At 70.8% G+C, this 16,556-nt stretch carries 17 protein-coding genes; 9 read left to right on the top strand and 8 right to left on the bottom strand.

All coding sequences use genetic code 11. The annotated features are described in order from the left end of the window. From AUV07_RS12410 to AUV07_RS12400, 3 genes are all read left to right on the top strand, one after another. Positions 1-768 (top strand): succinate dehydrogenase iron-sulfur subunit, encoded by a 768-nt coding sequence (locus tag AUV07_RS12410; protein ID WP_025105655.1) that lies wholly within the window; start codon positions 1-3, stop codon positions 766-768. 132 nt (positions 769-900) lie between these two features. Then, complete coding sequence (locus AUV07_RS12405) at positions 901-2,106, top strand: YihY/virulence factor BrkB family protein (RefSeq protein ID WP_062636545.1); 1,206 nt, start codon at positions 901-903, stop codon at positions 2,104-2,106. A 9-nt stretch (positions 2,107-2,115) separates the two neighbouring features. Beyond that, positions 2,116-2,955: an exodeoxyribonuclease III gene (locus tag AUV07_RS12400; RefSeq protein WP_062636543.1), complete on the top strand. Its 840-nt coding sequence runs from the start codon at positions 2,116-2,118 to the stop codon at positions 2,953-2,955. Here the strand turns inward: AUV07_RS12400 and AUV07_RS12395 are convergent. Beyond that, positions 2,949-3,614 (bottom strand): DUF4166 domain-containing protein, encoded by a 666-nt coding sequence (locus tag AUV07_RS12395; protein ID WP_231868263.1) that lies wholly within the window; start codon positions 3,612-3,614, stop codon positions 2,949-2,951. The two genes, AUV07_RS12400 and AUV07_RS12395, sit on opposite strands and share 7 nt — an antisense overlap. 62 nt (positions 3,615-3,676) lie before the next feature. Here AUV07_RS12395 and trpS point away from each other — a divergent pair, with 62 nt between their 5' ends. Both trpS and AUV07_RS12385 read left to right on the top strand, forming a co-directional pair. Continuing rightward, positions 3,677-4,681 carry a tryptophan--tRNA ligase gene (trpS, locus tag AUV07_RS12390; RefSeq protein WP_025105651.1) on the top strand — a complete coding sequence of 335 codons (1,005 nt, stop codon included), beginning with the start codon at positions 3,677-3,679 and terminating at the stop codon, positions 4,679-4,681. Between the two features lie 26 nt (positions 4,682-4,707). Continuing rightward, complete coding sequence (locus AUV07_RS12385; protein ID WP_157524057.1) at positions 4,708-5,340, top strand: hypothetical protein; 633 nt, start codon at positions 4,708-4,710, stop codon at positions 5,338-5,340. A gap of 19 nt (positions 5,341-5,359) precedes the next feature. Here AUV07_RS12385 and pth read toward each other — a convergent pair whose 3' ends face one another. Together pth and AUV07_RS12375 are read right to left on the bottom strand one after the other, a co-directional pair. Beyond that, positions 5,360-5,941 (bottom strand): aminoacyl-tRNA hydrolase, encoded by a 582-nt coding sequence (gene pth / locus AUV07_RS12380; RefSeq protein WP_062636539.1) that lies wholly within the window; start codon positions 5,939-5,941, stop codon positions 5,360-5,362. A 96-nt stretch (positions 5,942-6,037) separates the two neighbouring features. Then, positions 6,038-6,655, bottom strand: coding sequence for a 50S ribosomal protein L25/general stress protein Ctc (locus AUV07_RS12375; RefSeq protein ID WP_062636537.1), 618 nt, complete (start codon positions 6,653-6,655; stop codon positions 6,038-6,040). Between the two features lie 224 nt (positions 6,656-6,879). Here AUV07_RS12375 and AUV07_RS18135 point away from each other — a divergent pair, with 224 nt between their 5' ends. Further along, positions 6,880-7,005: a hypothetical protein gene (locus AUV07_RS18135; protein WP_255218687.1), complete on the top strand. Its 126-nt coding sequence runs from the start codon at positions 6,880-6,882 to the stop codon at positions 7,003-7,005. Here the strand turns inward: AUV07_RS18135 and AUV07_RS12370 are convergent. Both AUV07_RS12370 and AUV07_RS12365 read right to left on the bottom strand, forming a co-directional pair. Next, positions 6,990-7,514, bottom strand: a complete 525-nt coding sequence (locus AUV07_RS12370) for a gluconokinase (RefSeq protein WP_062636536.1) — start codon at positions 7,512-7,514, stop codon at positions 6,990-6,992. The two genes, AUV07_RS18135 and AUV07_RS12370, sit on opposite strands and share 16 nt — an antisense overlap. Positions 7,515-7,531: 17 nt before the next feature. Beyond that, entirely contained in the window at positions 7,532-8,590 is a 1,059-nt protein-coding gene (locus AUV07_RS12365) for a D-2-hydroxyacid dehydrogenase (RefSeq protein ID WP_062636534.1), read from the bottom strand. 163 nt (positions 8,591-8,753) lie between these two features. Between AUV07_RS12365 and gndA the strand changes: the two genes are divergently transcribed. Continuing rightward, on the top strand, positions 8,754-10,208 hold the full coding sequence (gndA, locus tag AUV07_RS12360; RefSeq protein WP_062636532.1) for an NADP-dependent phosphogluconate dehydrogenase: 1,455 nt from the start codon (positions 8,754-8,756) through the stop codon (positions 10,206-10,208). 51 nt (positions 10,209-10,259) lie between these two features. Here gndA and AUV07_RS12355 read toward each other — a convergent pair whose 3' ends face one another. From AUV07_RS12355 to AUV07_RS12345, 3 genes are all read right to left on the bottom strand, one after another. Continuing rightward, complete coding sequence (locus tag AUV07_RS12355) at positions 10,260-11,510, bottom strand: FAD-binding oxidoreductase (protein ID WP_082802942.1); 1,251 nt, start codon at positions 11,508-11,510, stop codon at positions 10,260-10,262. Positions 11,511-11,585: 75 nt separating this feature from the next. Further along, the gene (locus AUV07_RS12350; RefSeq protein WP_197462150.1) at positions 11,586-12,305 is read right to left on the bottom strand and encodes an ABC transporter ATP-binding protein; all 720 of its coding nucleotides are present in this window, start codon (positions 12,303-12,305) and stop codon (positions 11,586-11,588) included. A gap of 47 nt (positions 12,306-12,352) precedes the next feature. Then, complete coding sequence (locus AUV07_RS12345) at positions 12,353-13,822, bottom strand: ABC transporter permease (RefSeq protein WP_062636529.1); 1,470 nt, start codon at positions 13,820-13,822, stop codon at positions 12,353-12,355. Between the two features lie 164 nt (positions 13,823-13,986). Between AUV07_RS12345 and AUV07_RS12340 the strand changes: the two genes are divergently transcribed. Both AUV07_RS12340 and AUV07_RS12335 read left to right on the top strand, forming a co-directional pair. After that, complete coding sequence (locus AUV07_RS12340) at positions 13,987-14,715, top strand: response regulator transcription factor (RefSeq protein ID WP_025105641.1); 729 nt, start codon at positions 13,987-13,989, stop codon at positions 14,713-14,715. Positions 14,716-14,741: 26 nt separating this feature from the next. Then, a complete protein-coding gene (locus AUV07_RS12335; protein WP_062636527.1) occupies positions 14,742-16,232 on the top strand; it encodes a sensor histidine kinase in 1,491 nt (496 codons plus the stop codon). Positions 16,233-16,556: the final 324 nt, after the last annotated feature.

Below are 16,556 nucleotides of genomic sequence, written 5' to 3'. Positions count from 1 at the left end.
ATGTCGAACGCCATCGCCGAAGCGCCGGCCGAGACGACCGAAGACACCGGGATCCAGTCCTTCATCGTCACCTTCAACATCCGCCGGTTCGACCCCGAGGTCGACGCCGAGCCGCACTGGGTCGACTACGACGTGGAGCTCTACTCCACCGACCGCGTGCTCGACGCCCTGCACAAGATCAAGTGGGAGGTCGACGGCTCGCTGACCTTCCGCCGCTCCTGCGCCCACGGCATCTGCGGCTCCGACGCCATGCGCATCAACGGCCGCAACCGCCTGGCCTGCAAGACGCTGATCAAGGACCTCGACATCTCGAAGCCGATCTACGTCGAGGCCATCAAGGGCCTGCCGCTGGAGAAGGACCTCGTCGTCGACATGGAGCCGTTCTTCGCGTCGTACCGCGAGGTGCAGCCGTTCCTCGTCGCGAACTCGGTGCCGGAGAAGGGCAAGGAGCGCACGCAGTCCATCGCCGACCGCGAGATCTTCGACGACACCACCAAGTGCATCCTGTGCGCCGCGTGCACCTCGTCGTGCCCCGTGTTCTGGACCGACGGCCAGTACTTCGGTCCGGCCGCGATCGTCAACGCGCACCGCTTCATCTTCGACTCGCGCGACGACAACGCCGCGGTGCGTCTCGACATCCTCAACGACAAGGAGGGCGTCTGGCGCTGCCGCACGACCTTCAACTGCTCCGAGGCGTGCCCCCGCGGCATCGAGGTCACCAAGGCCATCGCCGAGGTCAAGCAGGCGGTCCTCCGCGGTCGTCCCTGACACGCCGACGCAGGCAACCACGCGAGAACAGGCGGTCCCGGACGGGGCCGCCTGTTCTCGCGTCTGCGCCTGTTCTCGCGGAGGCAGGCCGGGGGCGCGAAGGCGGGGCCCGCGCTTGGGTAGGGTGGGGGCGTGTCCGAGCCCGGTTCCGCGACCGACGGTCGCCTCGATGCCGCGGTCGAGCGCGCGACCGCGCTGACCCGGCGTACCCTCGGCCTCTTCCCGGTGCGGGTGTGGCGGCACTTCCTGCAGCACAACGGCTTCCTGCTCGCCGCCGGGGTGAGCTACCAGGCGCTGTTCGCCATCTTCGCCGCGATCTACCTCGCGTTCGCCATCACGGGCCTCTGGCTCGGCGGCAGTGAGGAGGCCGTGAACGGCCTCATCGACATCATCAACAACTACATCCCGAACTTCATCCTCGACGAGGGCGGCGTCTTCACTCCCGCGCAGGTGCAGGAGATCGCGTCGAACACCAGCGGGTTCCTCGGCATCACCGGTCTCATCGCCCTCGGCACGGTGATCTGGACCGCGATCGGGTGGGTGACCTTCTCGCGGCGGGCCGTACGCGACATCTTCGGCCTCGAGCCCGACCGGCGCAGCTACCTCGTCCTCAAGGCGCGCGACCTGCTCGCCGCCCTGATCTTCGGCGTCGCACTCATCGTCGGCTCTGCGCTCAGCTCCGCCAGCGCCGCGGTCCTCAGCTGGGTGCTGTCGCTGCTGGGCTGGGATGCCGGCTCGGACGGCCTCAACATCAGCATCCGGATCGGCACCGTCCTGGTGTCATTCGTCCTGCTGACGGGAGCGCTGGCGGCGATGGTGCGCTTCCTCACCGGCACCTCGCTGCACTGGGGCACGATCTGGCCCGGAGCCCTCCTCGGCGGCGCGGCCATGACGGTGCTGCAGTTCGGGGTCGGGTTCCTGCTGAGCTACACGCCGTCGAACCCGCTGTTGGCGACCTTCGCGATCTTCGTCGGACTGCTGCTGTGGTTCCGGGTGAACGGGGTGGTGATGCTCGTCGCCGCCTCGTGGATCGCCGTCGCCGCCCAGGACCGCGACCTCCCGCTCCTGCTGCCGACGGAGGCCGAGCGGCGGGTGGCTGAACACGCCACGCTGCTCTCCGCCGCACGCATCCGGTTGCGCGACGCCCGGGCCGCGCGCGACGAGGCCCCGTGGTACCGGACCTGGGCGGCCGGGCACGCCGTCCGCGAGGCGGAGGACGAGGTCGCACGGCTGGAGGCCTCCGCTCCCCCGCCCGCGCCCCCGACCTCCCCTCTCGCGCAGCGCCTGCTCTCCGAGCTCGATCACCGTCAGAACCGCGATGTCGGCGGTGCTCGTTAGGCTGGAGGAATGCCTCACCTGCGTATCGCCTCGGTCAATGTCAACGGGATCCGGGCGGCCGCCCGCAACGGGATGAGCACGTGGCTGGACGCCGCCGACATCGACATCCTCACCCTTCAGGAGGTGCGCGGGCAGGACGAGCACATCGAGGCCGCCCTCCCCGGCTGGACCTTCGTGCACGACGAGGCCACGGCCAAGGGGCGAGCGGGCGTCGCGATCGCCAGCCGCCTCCCCGCGCTCGCCTCCCGGGCGGACTTCGGCCCGGAGGACTTCGACTCCAAGGGGCGCTGGATCGAGGCCGACTTCCTGATCGGCGATCGTCCGCTCACCGTCGTCAGCGCCTACGTGCACTCCGGCGAGGCCGACACCCCGAAGCAGGACGAGAAGTGGAAGTTCCTGAACGCGTTCGAGGCTCGACTGGCGAGCCTGAACACCGACGGCGCTCTCGCCCTCGTCACCGGCGACCTCAACGTGGGGCACCGCGAACTCGACATCAAGAACTGGCGCGGCAACCGCACCAAGGCCGGCTTCCTGCCGCGCGAGCGCGCCTACTTCGATCGCTTCCTCGGTGAGGCGGGGACATCGGTCACTGGCGTCGACGGCTCGGTCGGCACGGGCCTGGGCTGGGTCGACGTCGGACGTCGCTTCCACGGCGAGGTGGACGGGCCGTACACCTGGTGGTCCATGCGCGGGAAGGCCTTCGACAACGACTCGGGATGGCGCATCGACTACCACCTGGCCACGCCCGCTCTCGCCGAGCGCGCGCAGGCGTACCACGTGGCCCGTGCGGCCGCGTACGACCAGCGCTGGAGCGACCACGCGCCGGTCGTCGTCGACTACACCTACTGACCAGGTTCCGGCCGCTCGGAGGGCGACGGCTCCGACTCCCGGTACCATCCTCGGTACTCCAGCACGGTGCCGAGCACGGGGTTCAGGGCGCGCATGTCGATCGTGCGCCGGCGGTGCTCGGCGTCCCAGCCGTCGACGAGGTCCACGCGCACGCCGAGCGGTCCGGGCAGAGCGAACCGCCGCCCGAACAGCCGCAGGGCGACCCGGACGGTGCGCATCCGCAGGAAGCCCTCGGCCGTCACGCTGCACTCCTCGATGAGCTCCACGCGGCCACGGGCGCCGAGGAGATTCCGCACCAGCCCCGGCTGCACGCTCACCGTCAGCCGGTCCACGATCCGTGCCGTCCGACCGGGGAAGAGGAACTCGCGGGTGGAGTCGAGCGTTGCGCGGCCCGACGCCGCGCGCCCGGTCGTCGTGCGCAGCACGAACGACACGTCCCGCCCCGACGTCGGCACCAGCAGACCCGGTCCCACGATCGGACGCGCGAGGGCCGCCCAGCGGCCGAACCGGCTCCCCGCGACCGCGAACACGCCCTCCGCGTGCCCCGCTGAGACGGGCGCACGGTACTGCGCGAGGATCTCCGGGTGGAGGCGCTCCGCCTCCGTGCCCAGGGCGTCGAGGAACACCTGTCCGCGTCTCAGGGGCATGCCGTCCGTCATGACGTCAGCGTAGGGGATGCGACGGCGCCGGGCACCGCGGCGCGGGCGCATAGGATTGACGGGTGAACAAGCCTCGCCTCTACTCCGGAATGCAGCCCTCCGCCGACTCCCTCCAGATCGGCAACTACATCGGCGCGCTCCTGCAGTGGCGGGAGCTCCAGACCTCGTATGACGCGTTCTTCTCCGTCGTGGACCTGCACGCCCTCACGGTCGCCCAGAACCCGGCCGAGCTGCGCGAGAAGACCCGCCGTACCGCCGCGCAGTACATCGCCGCGGGCATCGAGCCGTCGCAGTCGACGTTGTACGTGCAGTCGCACGTCCGTGCGCACGCCGAGCTCGCCTGGATCCTCAGCACGATCACCGGCTTCGGCGAGGCCGGACGGATGACCCAGTTCAAGGACAAGTCGGCCCGCTACGGCGCCGACGCGACCAGCGTCGGCCTCTTCACCTACCCGGTGCTCATGGCCGCCGACATCCTGCTGTACCAGACCGACGTCGTGCCGGTCGGCGACGACCAGAAGCAGCACGTCGAGCTCACCCGCGACCTCGCGGAGCGCTTCAACTCGCGGTTCGGCGAGACCTTCACGGTGCCGGTCCCGGTCATCCAGAAGGAGACCGCGCGCATCTACGACCTGCAGAACCCGACGGCCAAGATGTCGAAGTCGGCCGAGAGCGACGCCGGTGTGCTGTGGATGCTCGACGACCCGGCGAAGTCGGCGAAGAAGATCATGCGCGCGGTGACCGACAACGAGGGCACCGTGCGGTTCGATCGCGAGGCCAAGCCCGGCGTCTCGAACCTGCTCACCATCTACGCCGCGCTGACCGGACGCCAGATCCCCGCGATCGAGGACGAGTACGCGGGCCGCGGATACGGCGACTTCAAGAAAGGCCTCGCCGAGGTCGTCGTGGAGGAGTTCGCTCCGGTGCGCAGCCGTGCCCTCGAGCTCCTCGACGACCCGGCGGAGCTGGACCGGATCCTCGCCGAGAACGCCGCCCGTGCCGACGCCGTGGCCGATCGCACGCTGTCGGACGTGTACGACCGCGTCGGACTGCTGCGCCGGGTGTGAGCCGCGGCCGACCCTAGGATGACATCGTGACCGATCCGCAGCTGCCTCCTCCGCCCGGCGCCGTGCCGCCCCTGCCTCCGACGACCTCGGTCGCGCAGGAGCCGGCCTCCGGTGCCGTCCCGCCGCCCGCATATCCGTCGGCACCGCCGGCCGCTCCGGCACCGTACCCGCCCGCGTATCCGCCGGCACCCCCTGCCGCGCCTCCCGGGGCGTATCAGGTGCCTGTGGGCGGCTACGCGACACCGTCCGGCTCGTACGCCGCACCGGATGCCGCGCCGAAGCCCTCGGGGTTCCTCGGCCTGCTCGCTCTCGGCCTCTCGATCCTCGCGGCCGTCGTCATGCCGATCATCGGCGGTGTCAGCGCGTTCGAGGTCGGCCGCCGCATCCCGCAGGGCGTTAGCGGTTCCACGGGCGATCTCGGGTTCCTGTCCCCCGCGCGGGACCAGGTGCTGTGGACGGAGCTGTCCTTCTGGGCCGGCACGGTGTTCGGCATCGCCGCCATCGTGCTCGGCATCATCGCGATTCGCCGGAAGCAGGGGCGCGGAGCGGGCATCGCCGCGCTCATCGTCGCCGTGATCGGCGCGATCATCTTCTTCGTCGCCGTCTTCACCGCTTTCGCCGTCGGCGGGGCGGCGGGGTACGCCACCTTCACGACCTGACCCGCGACGCGCCGCGTCCTCAGCGAGGGGCGTGGTGCTTCTGCTGCGCGGCGAGCAGCCCCTCGTCGACGAGGAGCTCGACGGCGTCGGCCGCGTCGCCCACGAGGAGGGGCAGGTTCGCGCGCTCGTCCTTACCGAACGGGGAGAGCACCCAGTCGGCCGGGTCCTGACGCCCCACCGGGCGGCCGATGCCCACGCGCACCCGGGGGAAGTCCGGGCTCGTGAGCGCCCGCGCGATGTCGCGGACGCCGTTGTGCCCGCCGTGGCCTCCCCCGGTCTTGAGCTTGACCGTGTCGAACGGGATGTCCAGCTCGTCGTGCACGACGACCAGGTGGTCGAGGGGGGCGGAGTAGAACCGGGCGAGCGCCGCGACGGGCGTGCCCGAGACGTTCATGAACGTGTTCGGCTTCGCGAGCACGAGCTTGTCGGCGCCGGGGCGGAGCCAGGTCTCCACGACCCGGGCGCCGCCCTTGTGCTCCCGGAAGCTCTCGCCGCGGCGGGCTGCGAGCTCGTCGACGACCATCTGGCCGATGTTGTGACGGGTCGCCTCATAGCGGGGTCCGGGGTTGCCGAGACCGACCACGAGCCAGGTCGCTGCCATTCCTCGTCCTCTCTCGCCGGAGCCGTCGCCCCGGTCAGGATACGACGGAGGGGACGCGATCCGATCGCGTCCCCTCCGTGATGAAGCAGGCGGAGATCACTCCGCGGCGGCCTCCTCGGACGCCTCGGCGGCACCCTCGGCGGACTCGCCCTCGGTCTCCTCGTCCTCGACCGGAGCGGCCGGGACGGAGATGGCGACCACGAGGACCTCGGCGTCGGTGAGGAGCGTCGAACCCTTCGGGAGGGTGACGTCGGCGGCGGTGATGTGCGCGCCCTCCTCGAGCCCCTCGACCGAGACCTCGATGTTCTCGGGGATGTGCGTGGCCTCGGCCTCGACCTGGATGGTCGCGGCGTCGAGGTTGACGATGGTGCCGGGAGCCGGCTCGCCGGTCACGACGACGGGGACGTCGATGGCGACCTTCTCGCCCTTCTTCACGACCAGGAGGTCGATGTGCTCGATGATCTGGTGCACCGGGTCCTTCTGCACGTCCTTGACGAGCGCGAGCTGCGAGGTGCCCTCGATGTCGAGGTCGAGCAGCGCGTTGGCGCGGCGGATGATCAGGGAGACCTGGTGACCCGGCAGCGCGACGTGCACGGGCTCGGTGCCGTGGCCGTAGATGACCGCGGGGATCTTGCCGGCGGCGCGCAGACGACGGGCGAAGCCCTTGCCGAAGCTGCTGCGCAGCTCGGCGTGGACCGTGGTGTCTTCAGACATGAGGTTCTCCTTCGGGCACGCAGCGAAGGCGCCGCGCGGTGGTCTTGGAATTGTGGACTCGAACGCGGACGCGTGAGGAAAGCCACCGGGCTTGCTTCGCCGCGTCGATCACGGACGTCCGCGCACGCGCAGAAGCGTCCCTCGCCGAGGTACGACTCCATGGTACCGGATGACCCGATAGGCTGAGGACACCGGTCCCCTCTGCAGAAATTCGGAGTACCTCCATGCTCGACGCCGCGTTCCTCTCTCACGTCCTCCTCTGGGTGATCGGCGCCATGTCGCTGTGCGCCGCCGTCGCGACCGGCGCCGCCCTGTTCTCCCTCGGCCGCTCGGGCTACCGCAAGGACTGAGCGTCCCCCGGTGCTCTCGTGATCGCGACGAGCGCCTCCCGGATCGCCGCCACCTCGCGCCTCAGCGGAAGCGCGGCATCGACGCGGAGCCCGACCTCGTCGTCCCGCAGCGGTTCCCACGCGTCGAGCTGGGAATCGAGCAGCGAGGCCGGCATGAAGTGCTCGGGCCGATCGCCCAGCCGTCGTGCGAGCGTCTCCCGTGCCACGCCGAGCTCGACGAAGACGGCGTCCGGTGCCTCCGCCCTGATGGCATCCCGGTAGCGCCGGCGCAGCGCCGAACAGGCGACGACGATGCGCGTCTCGGCGGCGAGCGTCCGTCCGACCACGCGGAGCCACGGCATCCGGTCGTCGTCGTCGAGAGGGGTGCCCGCCGCCATTTTCTCGACGTTGGTGAGCGGATGCAGGTCGTCCCCGTCCACGAAGCGCGCCCCGAGGTCATCGGCCAGCGCCGCGCCCACCGTCGACTTCCCGGAGCCGCTGGGCCCCATCACGACGATGCGCACGCTCATGCCCGTCGCCTCCCGGCTCAGTAGAACTCGACCGTGTCGACCACTGCACGCAGCTCCCGGCCGTCGAGCAGCCGGGTGGCGTTCTCGGCGAACCTCCGTGCGATGCGCTCCTCCTCCTTCGAGCTCAGAGCCGCCGTGTGCGGGCTGACGAGGACGCGGGGGTGCGTCCAGAGCGGCGAGTCGGCGGGCAGCGGCTCCTGCTCGAAGACGTCCAGCCCGGCGAAGCCGACGCGGCCGTCATCGAGCGCGGCGAGAAGCGCCGTCTCGTCGACGACGCTGCCGCGTCCGACGTTGGTGAGGATGACCCCGGGCTTCACGGCCCGAAGGACCTCCTCCCCGATGAGGTGCCTGGTCTGCTCCGTGCCCGGCAGCGTGACGACGATCGCGTCGACCTCGCCCACCGCGTCCACCAGCTCGTCGGGCGCGATGAGACGGTCGACACCCTCGACCGCGCGGCCGGAGCGGCTGGTTCCCCACACCCGGGCGCCGAGCGCGTGGAAACGGCGGGCGCACTCCGCGCCGATCCCGCCGACTCCGACGACGAGCACGGTCATCTCGTCGACCTGACGCATCTCCCAGCGGTCGGGCCAGGTGCGCTTCCGCTGGTCGTCGAGCAGCCGCGGGAGGCCCTTCGCCCCGGCGAGCACCGCGAAGAGCGCGAACTCGGCCAGCGTTCCGCCGTGGACGCCCGCGCTGGTGGTGAAGACGATGCGGTCGAGGTCGGCGCGGTCGAGTCCCGCCGCCTTGACGGTGCTGCCGCCCCCGGCCGCCGTGGTCATGACCCAGCGCAGTCCCGGATTGGCGGATACCGTCCGCGCCAGTGCCTGCGGGTCGACATCGGGGATGCCGAAGAGCACGTCCGCGGAGTCGACGAGATCGTCGAACGCGCGCTGCTGCTCCGGGGTCCGACTGAATTCCGGGTCCCCCGACCAGTCGGCAGGGCCGCGCATAGGAGGCACGAGCGCCGCATCGTGGACGACCTCGAGCCGCGGCTCGAGCTCTTCGATGAGCCCGCACAGCTCCTCCGCCAACGGCACCGCGACGACGGCGCGGACCTTCTTCTCGGACTCCGTCACGACCGACTCCCTCCAGCTCCTGTGCTCTCCTCAGCGTAGAGGTCCCGAGCGTCCCGGCCGCCCGGCACCGCGGACGATGACAGGGTCGCGTCACGGGTGCGCCTCGATCCGCCCTACAGCGATACGCTGAACTCAACCCTTCTTCACGATCGAGGAGCCTTCCGTGCCCGAAGCATCAGCGAACATCGGAGTCGTCGGACTCGCCGTCATGGGGTCGAACCTCGCCCGCAACCTCGCGAGCCGCGAGGGCAACACCGTGGCGATCTTCAACCGCAGCTACGAGAAGACGCAGACCCTCCTCGACGAGCATCCCGAGGCGGGCTTCATCCCGGCGAAGACCTACCAGGAGTTCGCCGATTCGCTGCAGAAGCCGCGTACCGCCATCATCATGGTCAAGGCCGGAGCTCCGACCGACGCCGTGATCGACTCCCTCGTCGAGGTCTTCGAGCCGGGCGACATCATCGTCGACGGCGGCAACGCCTACTTCCCGGACACCATCCGCCGCGAGAAGGCCGTCCGCGAGACCGGCATCAACTTCGTCGGCGCCGGCATCTCCGGCGGCGAGGAGGGGGCCCTCACCGGTCCCTCGATCATGCCGGGCGGCTCCGACGAGTCCTGGGTCACGCTCGGGCCCATCCTGAAGTCCATCGCCGCGGTCGCCGAGGGCGAGCCCTGCGTGACGCACGTCGGCCATGACGGCGCCGGCCACTTCGTCAAGATGGTGCACAACGGCATCGAGTACGCCGACATGCAGCTCATCGCCGAGGCGTACGACCTCATCCGGCGCGGCACCGGCAAGACGCCCGCGGAGATCGCCGAGATCTTCGCCGAGTGGAACCGCGGCGAGCTGGAGTCGTACCTCATCGAGATCACCGCCGAGGTGCTGCGGCAGGTCGACGCGTCCACCGGCAAGCCGCTGGTCGACGTGATCCTGGACCAGGCCGGCGCGAAGGGCACCGGCGCCTGGACCGTGCAGACCGCGCTCTCCCTGGGCGTGCCGGTCTCGGGTATCGCCGAGGCGACCTTCGCCCGCTCCCTCTCCTCCCACCCCGAGCAGCGCGCGGTCGCCGCGGCGCTTCCTGGCCCGGACAAGGAGTTCACGGTCCCGGCCGACGAAGTCGACGCCTTCGTCGAGGACGTCCGCCTGGCGCTCTACGCCTCCAAGATCGTCGCCTACTCGCAGGGCTTCGACGAGATCCGCGCCGGCGCCGCCGAGTACGGCTGGAACATCGATCTCGGTGCGATCTCCAAGATCTGGCGCGGCGGCTGCATCATCCGTGCACAGTTCCTGAACCGGATCGCGGACGCCTACGCCGAGACCCCCGACCTGCCGGTGCTGATGACGGCTCCGTACTTCGCCGAGGCGCTCACCCGCGGCCAGGCGGCATGGCGCCGCGTGGTGGTCACAGCGGCGCAGTCCGGCATCCCGGCTCCGGCGTTCTCGTCGTCGCTGTCGTACTACGACGGCATCCGCGCCGACCGCCTTCCGGCCGCTCTCGTGCAGGGTCAGCGCGACTTCTTCGGTGCGCACACCTACAAGCGCATCGACAAGGAGGGCACCTTCCACACGCTGTGGTCGGGCGACCGCTCCGAGATCGAAGCCGAAGACACGCACTGACCTCGGGTCTTCGAAGGGCCGGGCACCGCAGGGTGCCCGGCCCTTCGTGCGTCAGACGAGGATGTTGTGATTGCGGTGGAACACGTTCTGCGGGTCCCACCGCGCCTTCACCGCCCGCAGACGCTCGTAGGCGTCGCCGTCGTACATCCCGGACACCGCGTCCGGGCGCTCGCGGTCGACGAAGTTGCTGTACTCGGCGAGGCGGCCCCCGACGATCCGCTGCGCGTCGGCCGCGGCCTTCTCGCGCCCCTGCTCGTCGAGCAGCCCGGGGACGTCGAAGGCACCGGCCATGACGAACCAGGTCGCGGTGCGCGCCGGGAACGCCGTCTCCTCCTGCGGCACGTCGCTGAACGCCCCACCGAGGGATCGGAGGAACACGACCGAGGCCGGGTACTCCCGCCGATAGGCCACCAGCCGATCGATCGTCTCGTCGTCGAGGTCGGCGACGAGACCGTTCCCGCCGAGGAACCCGGGAGGGGCGGGGGCCTCGCCGCCCTCGGGCTGCGGCATCTCCATCAGGATGTCCCGGTAGGCAGGCTCGGTGATCTCCGTCGCGACACCGTCGAGCGCGGTGATCGGCGCGAGCTCCACGCGCAGCGCTTCCGGGTCGGGCCCCGCCCATACGGCGGTCAGCCGGGCACCGGCCGGAGCACTCGGGTCCATGGGCGGCACGTCCATGTACGTGACGGTGAGCTCGCGCGGGGCGTCGCGAAGGAGTTCGCGCGCGGCCCGGAGCACGGCGGTCGCGTCGCCGTCGACGACGGACTCGGCCAGCGCGATCCCCGGCAGGCGATGCGCTTCGAAGTCGAAACGGGTGACGATGCCGAAGTTACCGCCACCGCCACGCAGCGCCCAGAACAGGTCGGGATGCTGCGTGGCCGACACCTCCACCACGTCTCCGCTCGCGGTGACGACCTGGGCGCCGACGAGCTGATCGACGGCGAGGCCCCACGCGCGCACCATCCAGCCGATGCCGCCGCCGAGCGTGAGGCCGCCGACACCGACGCTGGCCGTGTCGCCGGAGCTCAGGGCGAGGCCGTGGCCGGCGAGGGCTGTCGCGACATCGCCCCAGACCGCACCGCCACCGATGCGCACGGCGGTGCCGTCGACCTCGATCGAGGAGAGCTCCCCGAGTTCGAGCCGCAGACCGGGAGCGGAGGCGTGGGACCAGGGCCCGTGTCCGCCGGAGACGACGGTCAGGGGGACCGCCTCCTGCGCGGCGGCGCGGACGAGCGCGGCGACCTCGGAGACGGTGGAGGGACGGTGGACGGTGGGCTGTGCGGATTCGACGTGGTCGACCATGAGCACACGGTAGACCCGGGGTCGGACATCGCGGAAGAGGGGCGGCCCACCGTCCGCCCCTCCCCGCGCCGCCCGCTATCGGGTGATGTCCCTCACCATCCCCTGCGTCAGACGCAGCCGTTTCGTCGCCCGCCGCGCCACCGCGGAGTCGTGCGTGACGACGACCATCGTGATGCCCTCCGCGCAGAGGCGTTCCAGCAGGTCGAGGATCTCGTCACGCATCCTCTCGTCGAGGTTGCCCGTCGGCTCGTCCGCGAGCAGCACCCGGGGGCGTTTGACGATCGCCCGCGCGATCGCGACACGCTGCTGCTGCCCGCCGGACAGCTCCGCCGGACGATGGTCTCCGCGGTCCGCCAGGCCGACGTGCGCGAGAGCGGCGGCGACCCGGGTGCGTCGTTCCGCCGGGTCGATGCCGAGCGGCTCCAGGGCCATGTCGACGTTCTCCGCCGCCGTCAGCGTGGGGATCAGGTTGAACCCCTGGAAGACGAATCCGATCTCCTGCGCGCGGATCCGTCCCAGCTGCGACGGCGAGGCCGACGACAGTTCACGGCCGTCCAGCTGCAGCGTCCCGGAGGTCGGTGTGTCGAGCGCCCCCAGCAGTTGCAGCAGCGTCGACTTGCCCCCTCCGGTCGGCCCCTGGATCGTGACGAAGGCGCCGGGCATGATCTCCAGGTCGACGCCGGTGAGTGCCGTCACCGTCCGTCCCCTCCGCGTATAGGTGCGGGTGACGCCCGTCGCCCGGTACAGCGGGGTCGCCGCCGACGGGGCCGGAACGCGGGCCTCGGAATCCGTCATCGTGGTCATCTCGGTCTCCTTCTCTCCTGTGTGGTTCGCGACGCCGCTCATGCGACGGACCGCAGGGCCTCGGCGGGGCTCAGTCGCGCCGCCCGCCAGCCTCCGAAGGCGCCGGCGACGAGCCCGCCCAGCACCGCGAGGCCCACGGCGGCGACGAGCACCCAGGGGGTCAGCGGTGCCTGCAGCACGATGTCGGTGGCGGTCTCCGCGCCCGGGGCCATGCCGCCGGGGCCACCGAAGCCGCCTCCTCCCTCCGGGCCTCCGCCGACGGCCGCGGAGCCGGCGGCCACGGTCGGCTGCGCGACGGTGATGATCAGGATCCCGGCGAGGCCGAGCACGAGACCTGCCGCTCCTCCGAGGAGTCCCTGCACCATCGACTCCCCGGCGACCTGACGCACGACGCGGCCGTTCGACCACCCCATCGCCTTCAGGGTGCCGAACTCGCGGGTGCGGCGTCCGACGCCGGAGAGCGTGAGGAGCACCGAGAGCAGCACGGCGACGGCGAGGACGATGATCGACAGCCAGGTGCCGAGGTTCGTGACGAGCGCCGTCGCGTTCGAGAGCGAGCCGGACACGGTCGCGGCGAGCTCGGACTGCGAGGAGACGGTGGCGTCGGGAAGCTCCTCCGCCAGGGCCGTCTGCACCTCGTCGATGGACGCCGCCGAATCCGCCTGCACGTACACCGTGGAGATCACGTCCCCCACCCCGGCCAGCTCCTGCGCGGTGTCGAGCGGGAGGTAGACGTCCGCCGCGGTGTCTGCGGCATCCGACGCCGAGGTGAGGAGGCCGACGACCTCGACGTCGGAGCCCGCGACGTCCAGGGTGTCGCCGACGGCGATGTCCTCGCTCGCGGCGTAGGTGCTGTCCACCAGCGCGACGAGCGCTCCGCTGTCATCGGCGTCCAGCCCACGCCCCTCGCCGATCTCGGCGGAGGCCAGCGGCCCGACCTCCGACGCGGACGGGTCGATGCCCAGGACGGTGAACGACTCGATGCCGAACGCACCGCCCCCGCCCCCGCCGCCGCCACCCTGCGGAGGAGCCTGGCCCTCCGCGGGCGCCTCGCCGCCCTCCGCACCGTCCTGCCCGCCGAAGCCGCCGCTCGGCAGCTCACCGGAGAAGGTCGAGTTCGTCAGGCTCAGCGCACCGGTCGCGGCGGCGACGCCGTCGGTACCGGCCACCGTGTCCAGCACCGCGGCATCGAGCGTCGTCCGGCCGAAGTCCGTGCGCAGGGTCGACTGCTCCAGGGTCGTGGTCTCGCCGTCGCTCTCCCCCGCGTCCTCGTCGAACTCGAACCGCGGCCCCGTCCCGTCGCCCGGTTCCGCGGCCGCACCCGTGACGGTGAGATCCGTCCCGACCCCGTAAACCGCCGCGAGCGACTGCGCCTGGGCGTCGCGCACACCGGTCGTCAGGGCGTTCACCACGATCACGAGCCCGATCGCGATCGCGAGACCGATGGCCACGATCGCCGTCTGCTTTTTGCGGCCCGCGAGTTCGCGCCGCAGATATCGTCCGTACATGTCTCTCCCCCCGCCGCGACGATCGCGGCGCGGAACCGACGCTAGGGACGACCGTTATGCGGATTCGAGGGACGGATGATGAGGGTTCTATGAGGCGGACATCTCCCAGAGAACCCATAGCCCGCTCCATAGAAATCACATAGGAACTTCCGCAGAATAGAGGCATGACCAGCGACCTGCCCGAACTGCGCCGCCCCGACGGCTCCCCTCTGCGCATCCTCGCCGTGGACGACGAGCAGATGCTCACCGATCTGCTCGCCATGGCCTTGCGCATGGAGGGCTGGGAGGTGCGCACCGCCTCCTCCGGTCTCGAGGCGATCCAGGTCGCGAAGGAGTTCGAGCCGGACGCCCTCGTGCTCGACATCATGATGCCCGACCTCGACGGGATGGCCGTGCTCAAGCGTCTCCGCGAAGCCGGCAACCTCGTCCCCGTCCTCTTCCTCACGGCGAAGGATGCCGTGGGCGATCGCGTCGCCGGGCTCACCGCCGGGGGCGACGACTACGTGACCAAGCCGTTCAGCCTCGAGGAAGTGATCGCCCGCCTCCGCGCGATCATCCGGCGCACCGGACACGCCAGCGCCGACGACGGGCAGTCCATCCTCCGGGTCGCCGATCTCACGCTCAACGAGGACAGCCACGAGGTCGTCCGGGACGGCGTGGAGATCGAGCTGACCGCGACCGAGTTCGAGCTGCTGCGCTACCTCATGCGCAACGAGCGCCGGGTGCTGTCCAAGGCGCAGATCCTGGACCGCGTCTGGAGCTACGACTTCGGTGGCAAGTCGTCGGTCGTGGAGCTCTACATCTCCTACCTCCGGAAGAAGATCGACGCCGGGCGCACGCCCCTCCTGCACACCGTGCGCGGCGTCGGCTACATGATCAAGGCCCCGCAGTGAGCGGAGCGACGGTGACGCGACGGCCCATGAGCCTGCAGACGCGGCTGATGACCGCGGTGATCGGGTTCGTGTCGCTGATCCTCGTCATCGTCGCCGTCATCACCAGCGCCACGCTCGGCAGCACGCTGGAGGACCAGCTCGACAACAAGGTGAAGAGCTACGCCGCGACGATCCGGGACGGGATCGTGGAGCGGGTCGCGCCCTCCGAGGCGACCGTCGACAACATCCTCCCCCTCCTCAACTCCCGCGTCCCCGGACTGCTGCTCTCGCTCGGGAGTCCCGTGGCCGGACCGAGCGGTGTCACGTTCCAGGAGAGCCGTGGGGCGTTGAACAGCACGCCGCAGCCGCTCACGCCCGAGCAGTTGCAGAGGTTGTACGGCACGGTCGCACTCGGGACCCCTGCGACGGTCTCCTTCGACGGTCTCGGCTCGTATCGGGTCGTCGCGACCACCGCGAGCAACGGCGTCGTCGTCGTCACGGGACTCCCCCGCGACGACATCCAGAATCAGCTCACGCAGCTCCTCACCGTGATCCTGCTCGCGACGGCGGGCGGCCTGATCCTCCTCGCCCTGACGACGGCGGTCACGATCCGCGTCGGGCTGCGGCCGCTGCGGGCGGTCGCGGCGACCGCGACGAGAGTCGCCAATCAGCAGCTCGACCGCGGCGAGGTCAGCATCACCGAGCGTGTACCGGCGAGCGAGGCCGATCCGCGGACGGAGACCGGGCTCGTCGGCGCCGCGCTCAACAAGCTCCTCGACCACGTGGACACGTCCCTCTCGGCGCGGCAGAAGAACGAGGAGCAGATGCGCCGGTTCGTCGCCGACGCGAGCCATGAGCTGCGTACGCCCCTGGCTTCCATCCGCGGCTACTCGGAGCTCTCGTTGCGGGCGCTGCGTCAGGCACCGGAGGCGACGAAGGAAGACGCGGTCATCGAAGGCACGACCTCTTCGCTGGAGCGTATCCAGGCGCAGTCGCTGCGCATGACGCGGCTCGTGGAGGACCTCCTGCTCCTCGCCCGTCTCGACGAGGGACGCGAACTCGTGTACGGCACGGTCGACCTCGCCCAGCTCGCCCTCGAGGGCCTCTCGGATGCGCGGCCGACGGCGGTCGATCATCACTGGAACATCGAGGTGCCGGATGAGCCGGTCACCGTCGTCGGTGATGCGGGGCGGCTGCATCAGGTCGTCGCGAACCTGCTGGCCAATGCCAGGACCCACACCCCCGCGGGGACCACGGTGACGTTGAGCGTGGCCCGGGAGGGCGACGAGGCCGTGCTCCGCGTGCACGACGACGGCCCCGGGATCGATCCTGCCCTCCGCGACGAGCTCTTCGCCCGATTCGCCCGCGGGGACAGCTCCCGCGCCCGGCAGACCGGAGGCACCGGACTCGGTCTCGCGATCGTCAAGGCCATCGTGGAGGGCCACCACGGCCGCATCTCGGTCGACAGCGAGCCCGGCGACACGACCTTCACGGTCCGGATCCCGATGACTCCTCCCGGCGAGACCCCCGACGTCTGACCCGTCCCCCTGTCCTGCACCCGTGCCGAATGCACGATCCGGGGGCGGATGCACGACCGGAACCCGCCCGCACGACTGATCCATTCACACCGTCGTGCACCGGTCCCCCGGTCGTGCAGGTGTCCCCGGCCGGTCTCCGAGGTCGACACGAGCCCGTGCTCACCCGCACGACCCGAACCCGCCCACACGACCCATCCGTTCATCCCCTCGTGCACCCGTCCCCCCGTCGTGCAGGTGCCCCCCAGTCGTGCAGGTATCCCCCGGTCGTGCACCCGTCCCCCAGTCGTGCAGGTGTCCCCGGTCGTGCACCCGTCCCCCGGTCGT

Origin of the sequence: Microbacterium sp. CH1 (assembly GCF_001595495.1) — a bacterium.
Taxonomy (GTDB): Bacteria; Actinomycetota; Actinomycetes; order Actinomycetales; family Microbacteriaceae; genus Microbacterium.
Note: the sequence above shows the minus strand (reverse complement) of the source record. Positions and strands in the feature narration are given on the sequence as shown.

What these genes read in the sequence shown, in the direction of transcription:
- AUV07_RS12370 (WP_062636536.1), bottom strand. Translation starts at nt 7,514, where the DNA reads ATGAGCGTGCGCATCGTCGTGATGGGGCCCAGCGGCTCCGGGAAGTCG.
- AUV07_RS12400 (WP_062636543.1), top strand. Translation starts at nt 2,116, where the DNA reads ATGCCTCACCTGCGTATCGCCTCGGTCAATGTCAACGGGATCCGGGCG.
- AUV07_RS18135 (WP_255218687.1), top strand. Translation starts at nt 6,880, where the DNA reads ATGCTCGACGCCGCGTTCCTCTCTCACGTCCTCCTCTGGGTGATCGGC.
- AUV07_RS12410 (WP_025105655.1), top strand. Translation starts at nt 1, where the DNA reads ATGTCGAACGCCATCGCCGAAGCGCCGGCCGAGACGACCGAAGACACC.
- AUV07_RS12375 (WP_062636537.1), bottom strand. Translation starts at nt 6,655, where the DNA reads ATGTCTGAAGACACCACGGTCCACGCCGAGCTGCGCAGCAGCTTCGGC.
- AUV07_RS12335 (WP_062636527.1), top strand. Translation starts at nt 14,742, where the DNA reads ATGAGCCTGCAGACGCGGCTGATGACCGCGGTGATCGGGTTCGTGTCG.
- AUV07_RS12340 (WP_025105641.1), top strand. Translation starts at nt 13,987, where the DNA reads ATGACCAGCGACCTGCCCGAACTGCGCCGCCCCGACGGCTCCCCTCTG.
- AUV07_RS12345 (WP_062636529.1), bottom strand. Translation starts at nt 13,822, where the DNA reads ATGTACGGACGATATCTGCGGCGCGAACTCGCGGGCCGCAAAAAGCAG.
- pth (WP_062636539.1), bottom strand. Translation starts at nt 5,941, where the DNA reads ATGGCAGCGACCTGGCTCGTGGTCGGTCTCGGCAACCCCGGACCCCGC.
- AUV07_RS12395 (WP_231868263.1), bottom strand. Translation starts at nt 3,614, where the DNA reads ATGACGGACGGCATGCCCCTGAGACGCGGACAGGTGTTCCTCGACGCC.
- AUV07_RS12350 (WP_197462150.1), bottom strand. Translation starts at nt 12,305, where the DNA reads ATGACGGATTCCGAGGCCCGCGTTCCGGCCCCGTCGGCGGCGACCCCG.
- AUV07_RS12355 (WP_082802942.1), bottom strand. Translation starts at nt 11,510, where the DNA reads ATGGTCGACCACGTCGAATCCGCACAGCCCACCGTCCACCGTCCCTCC.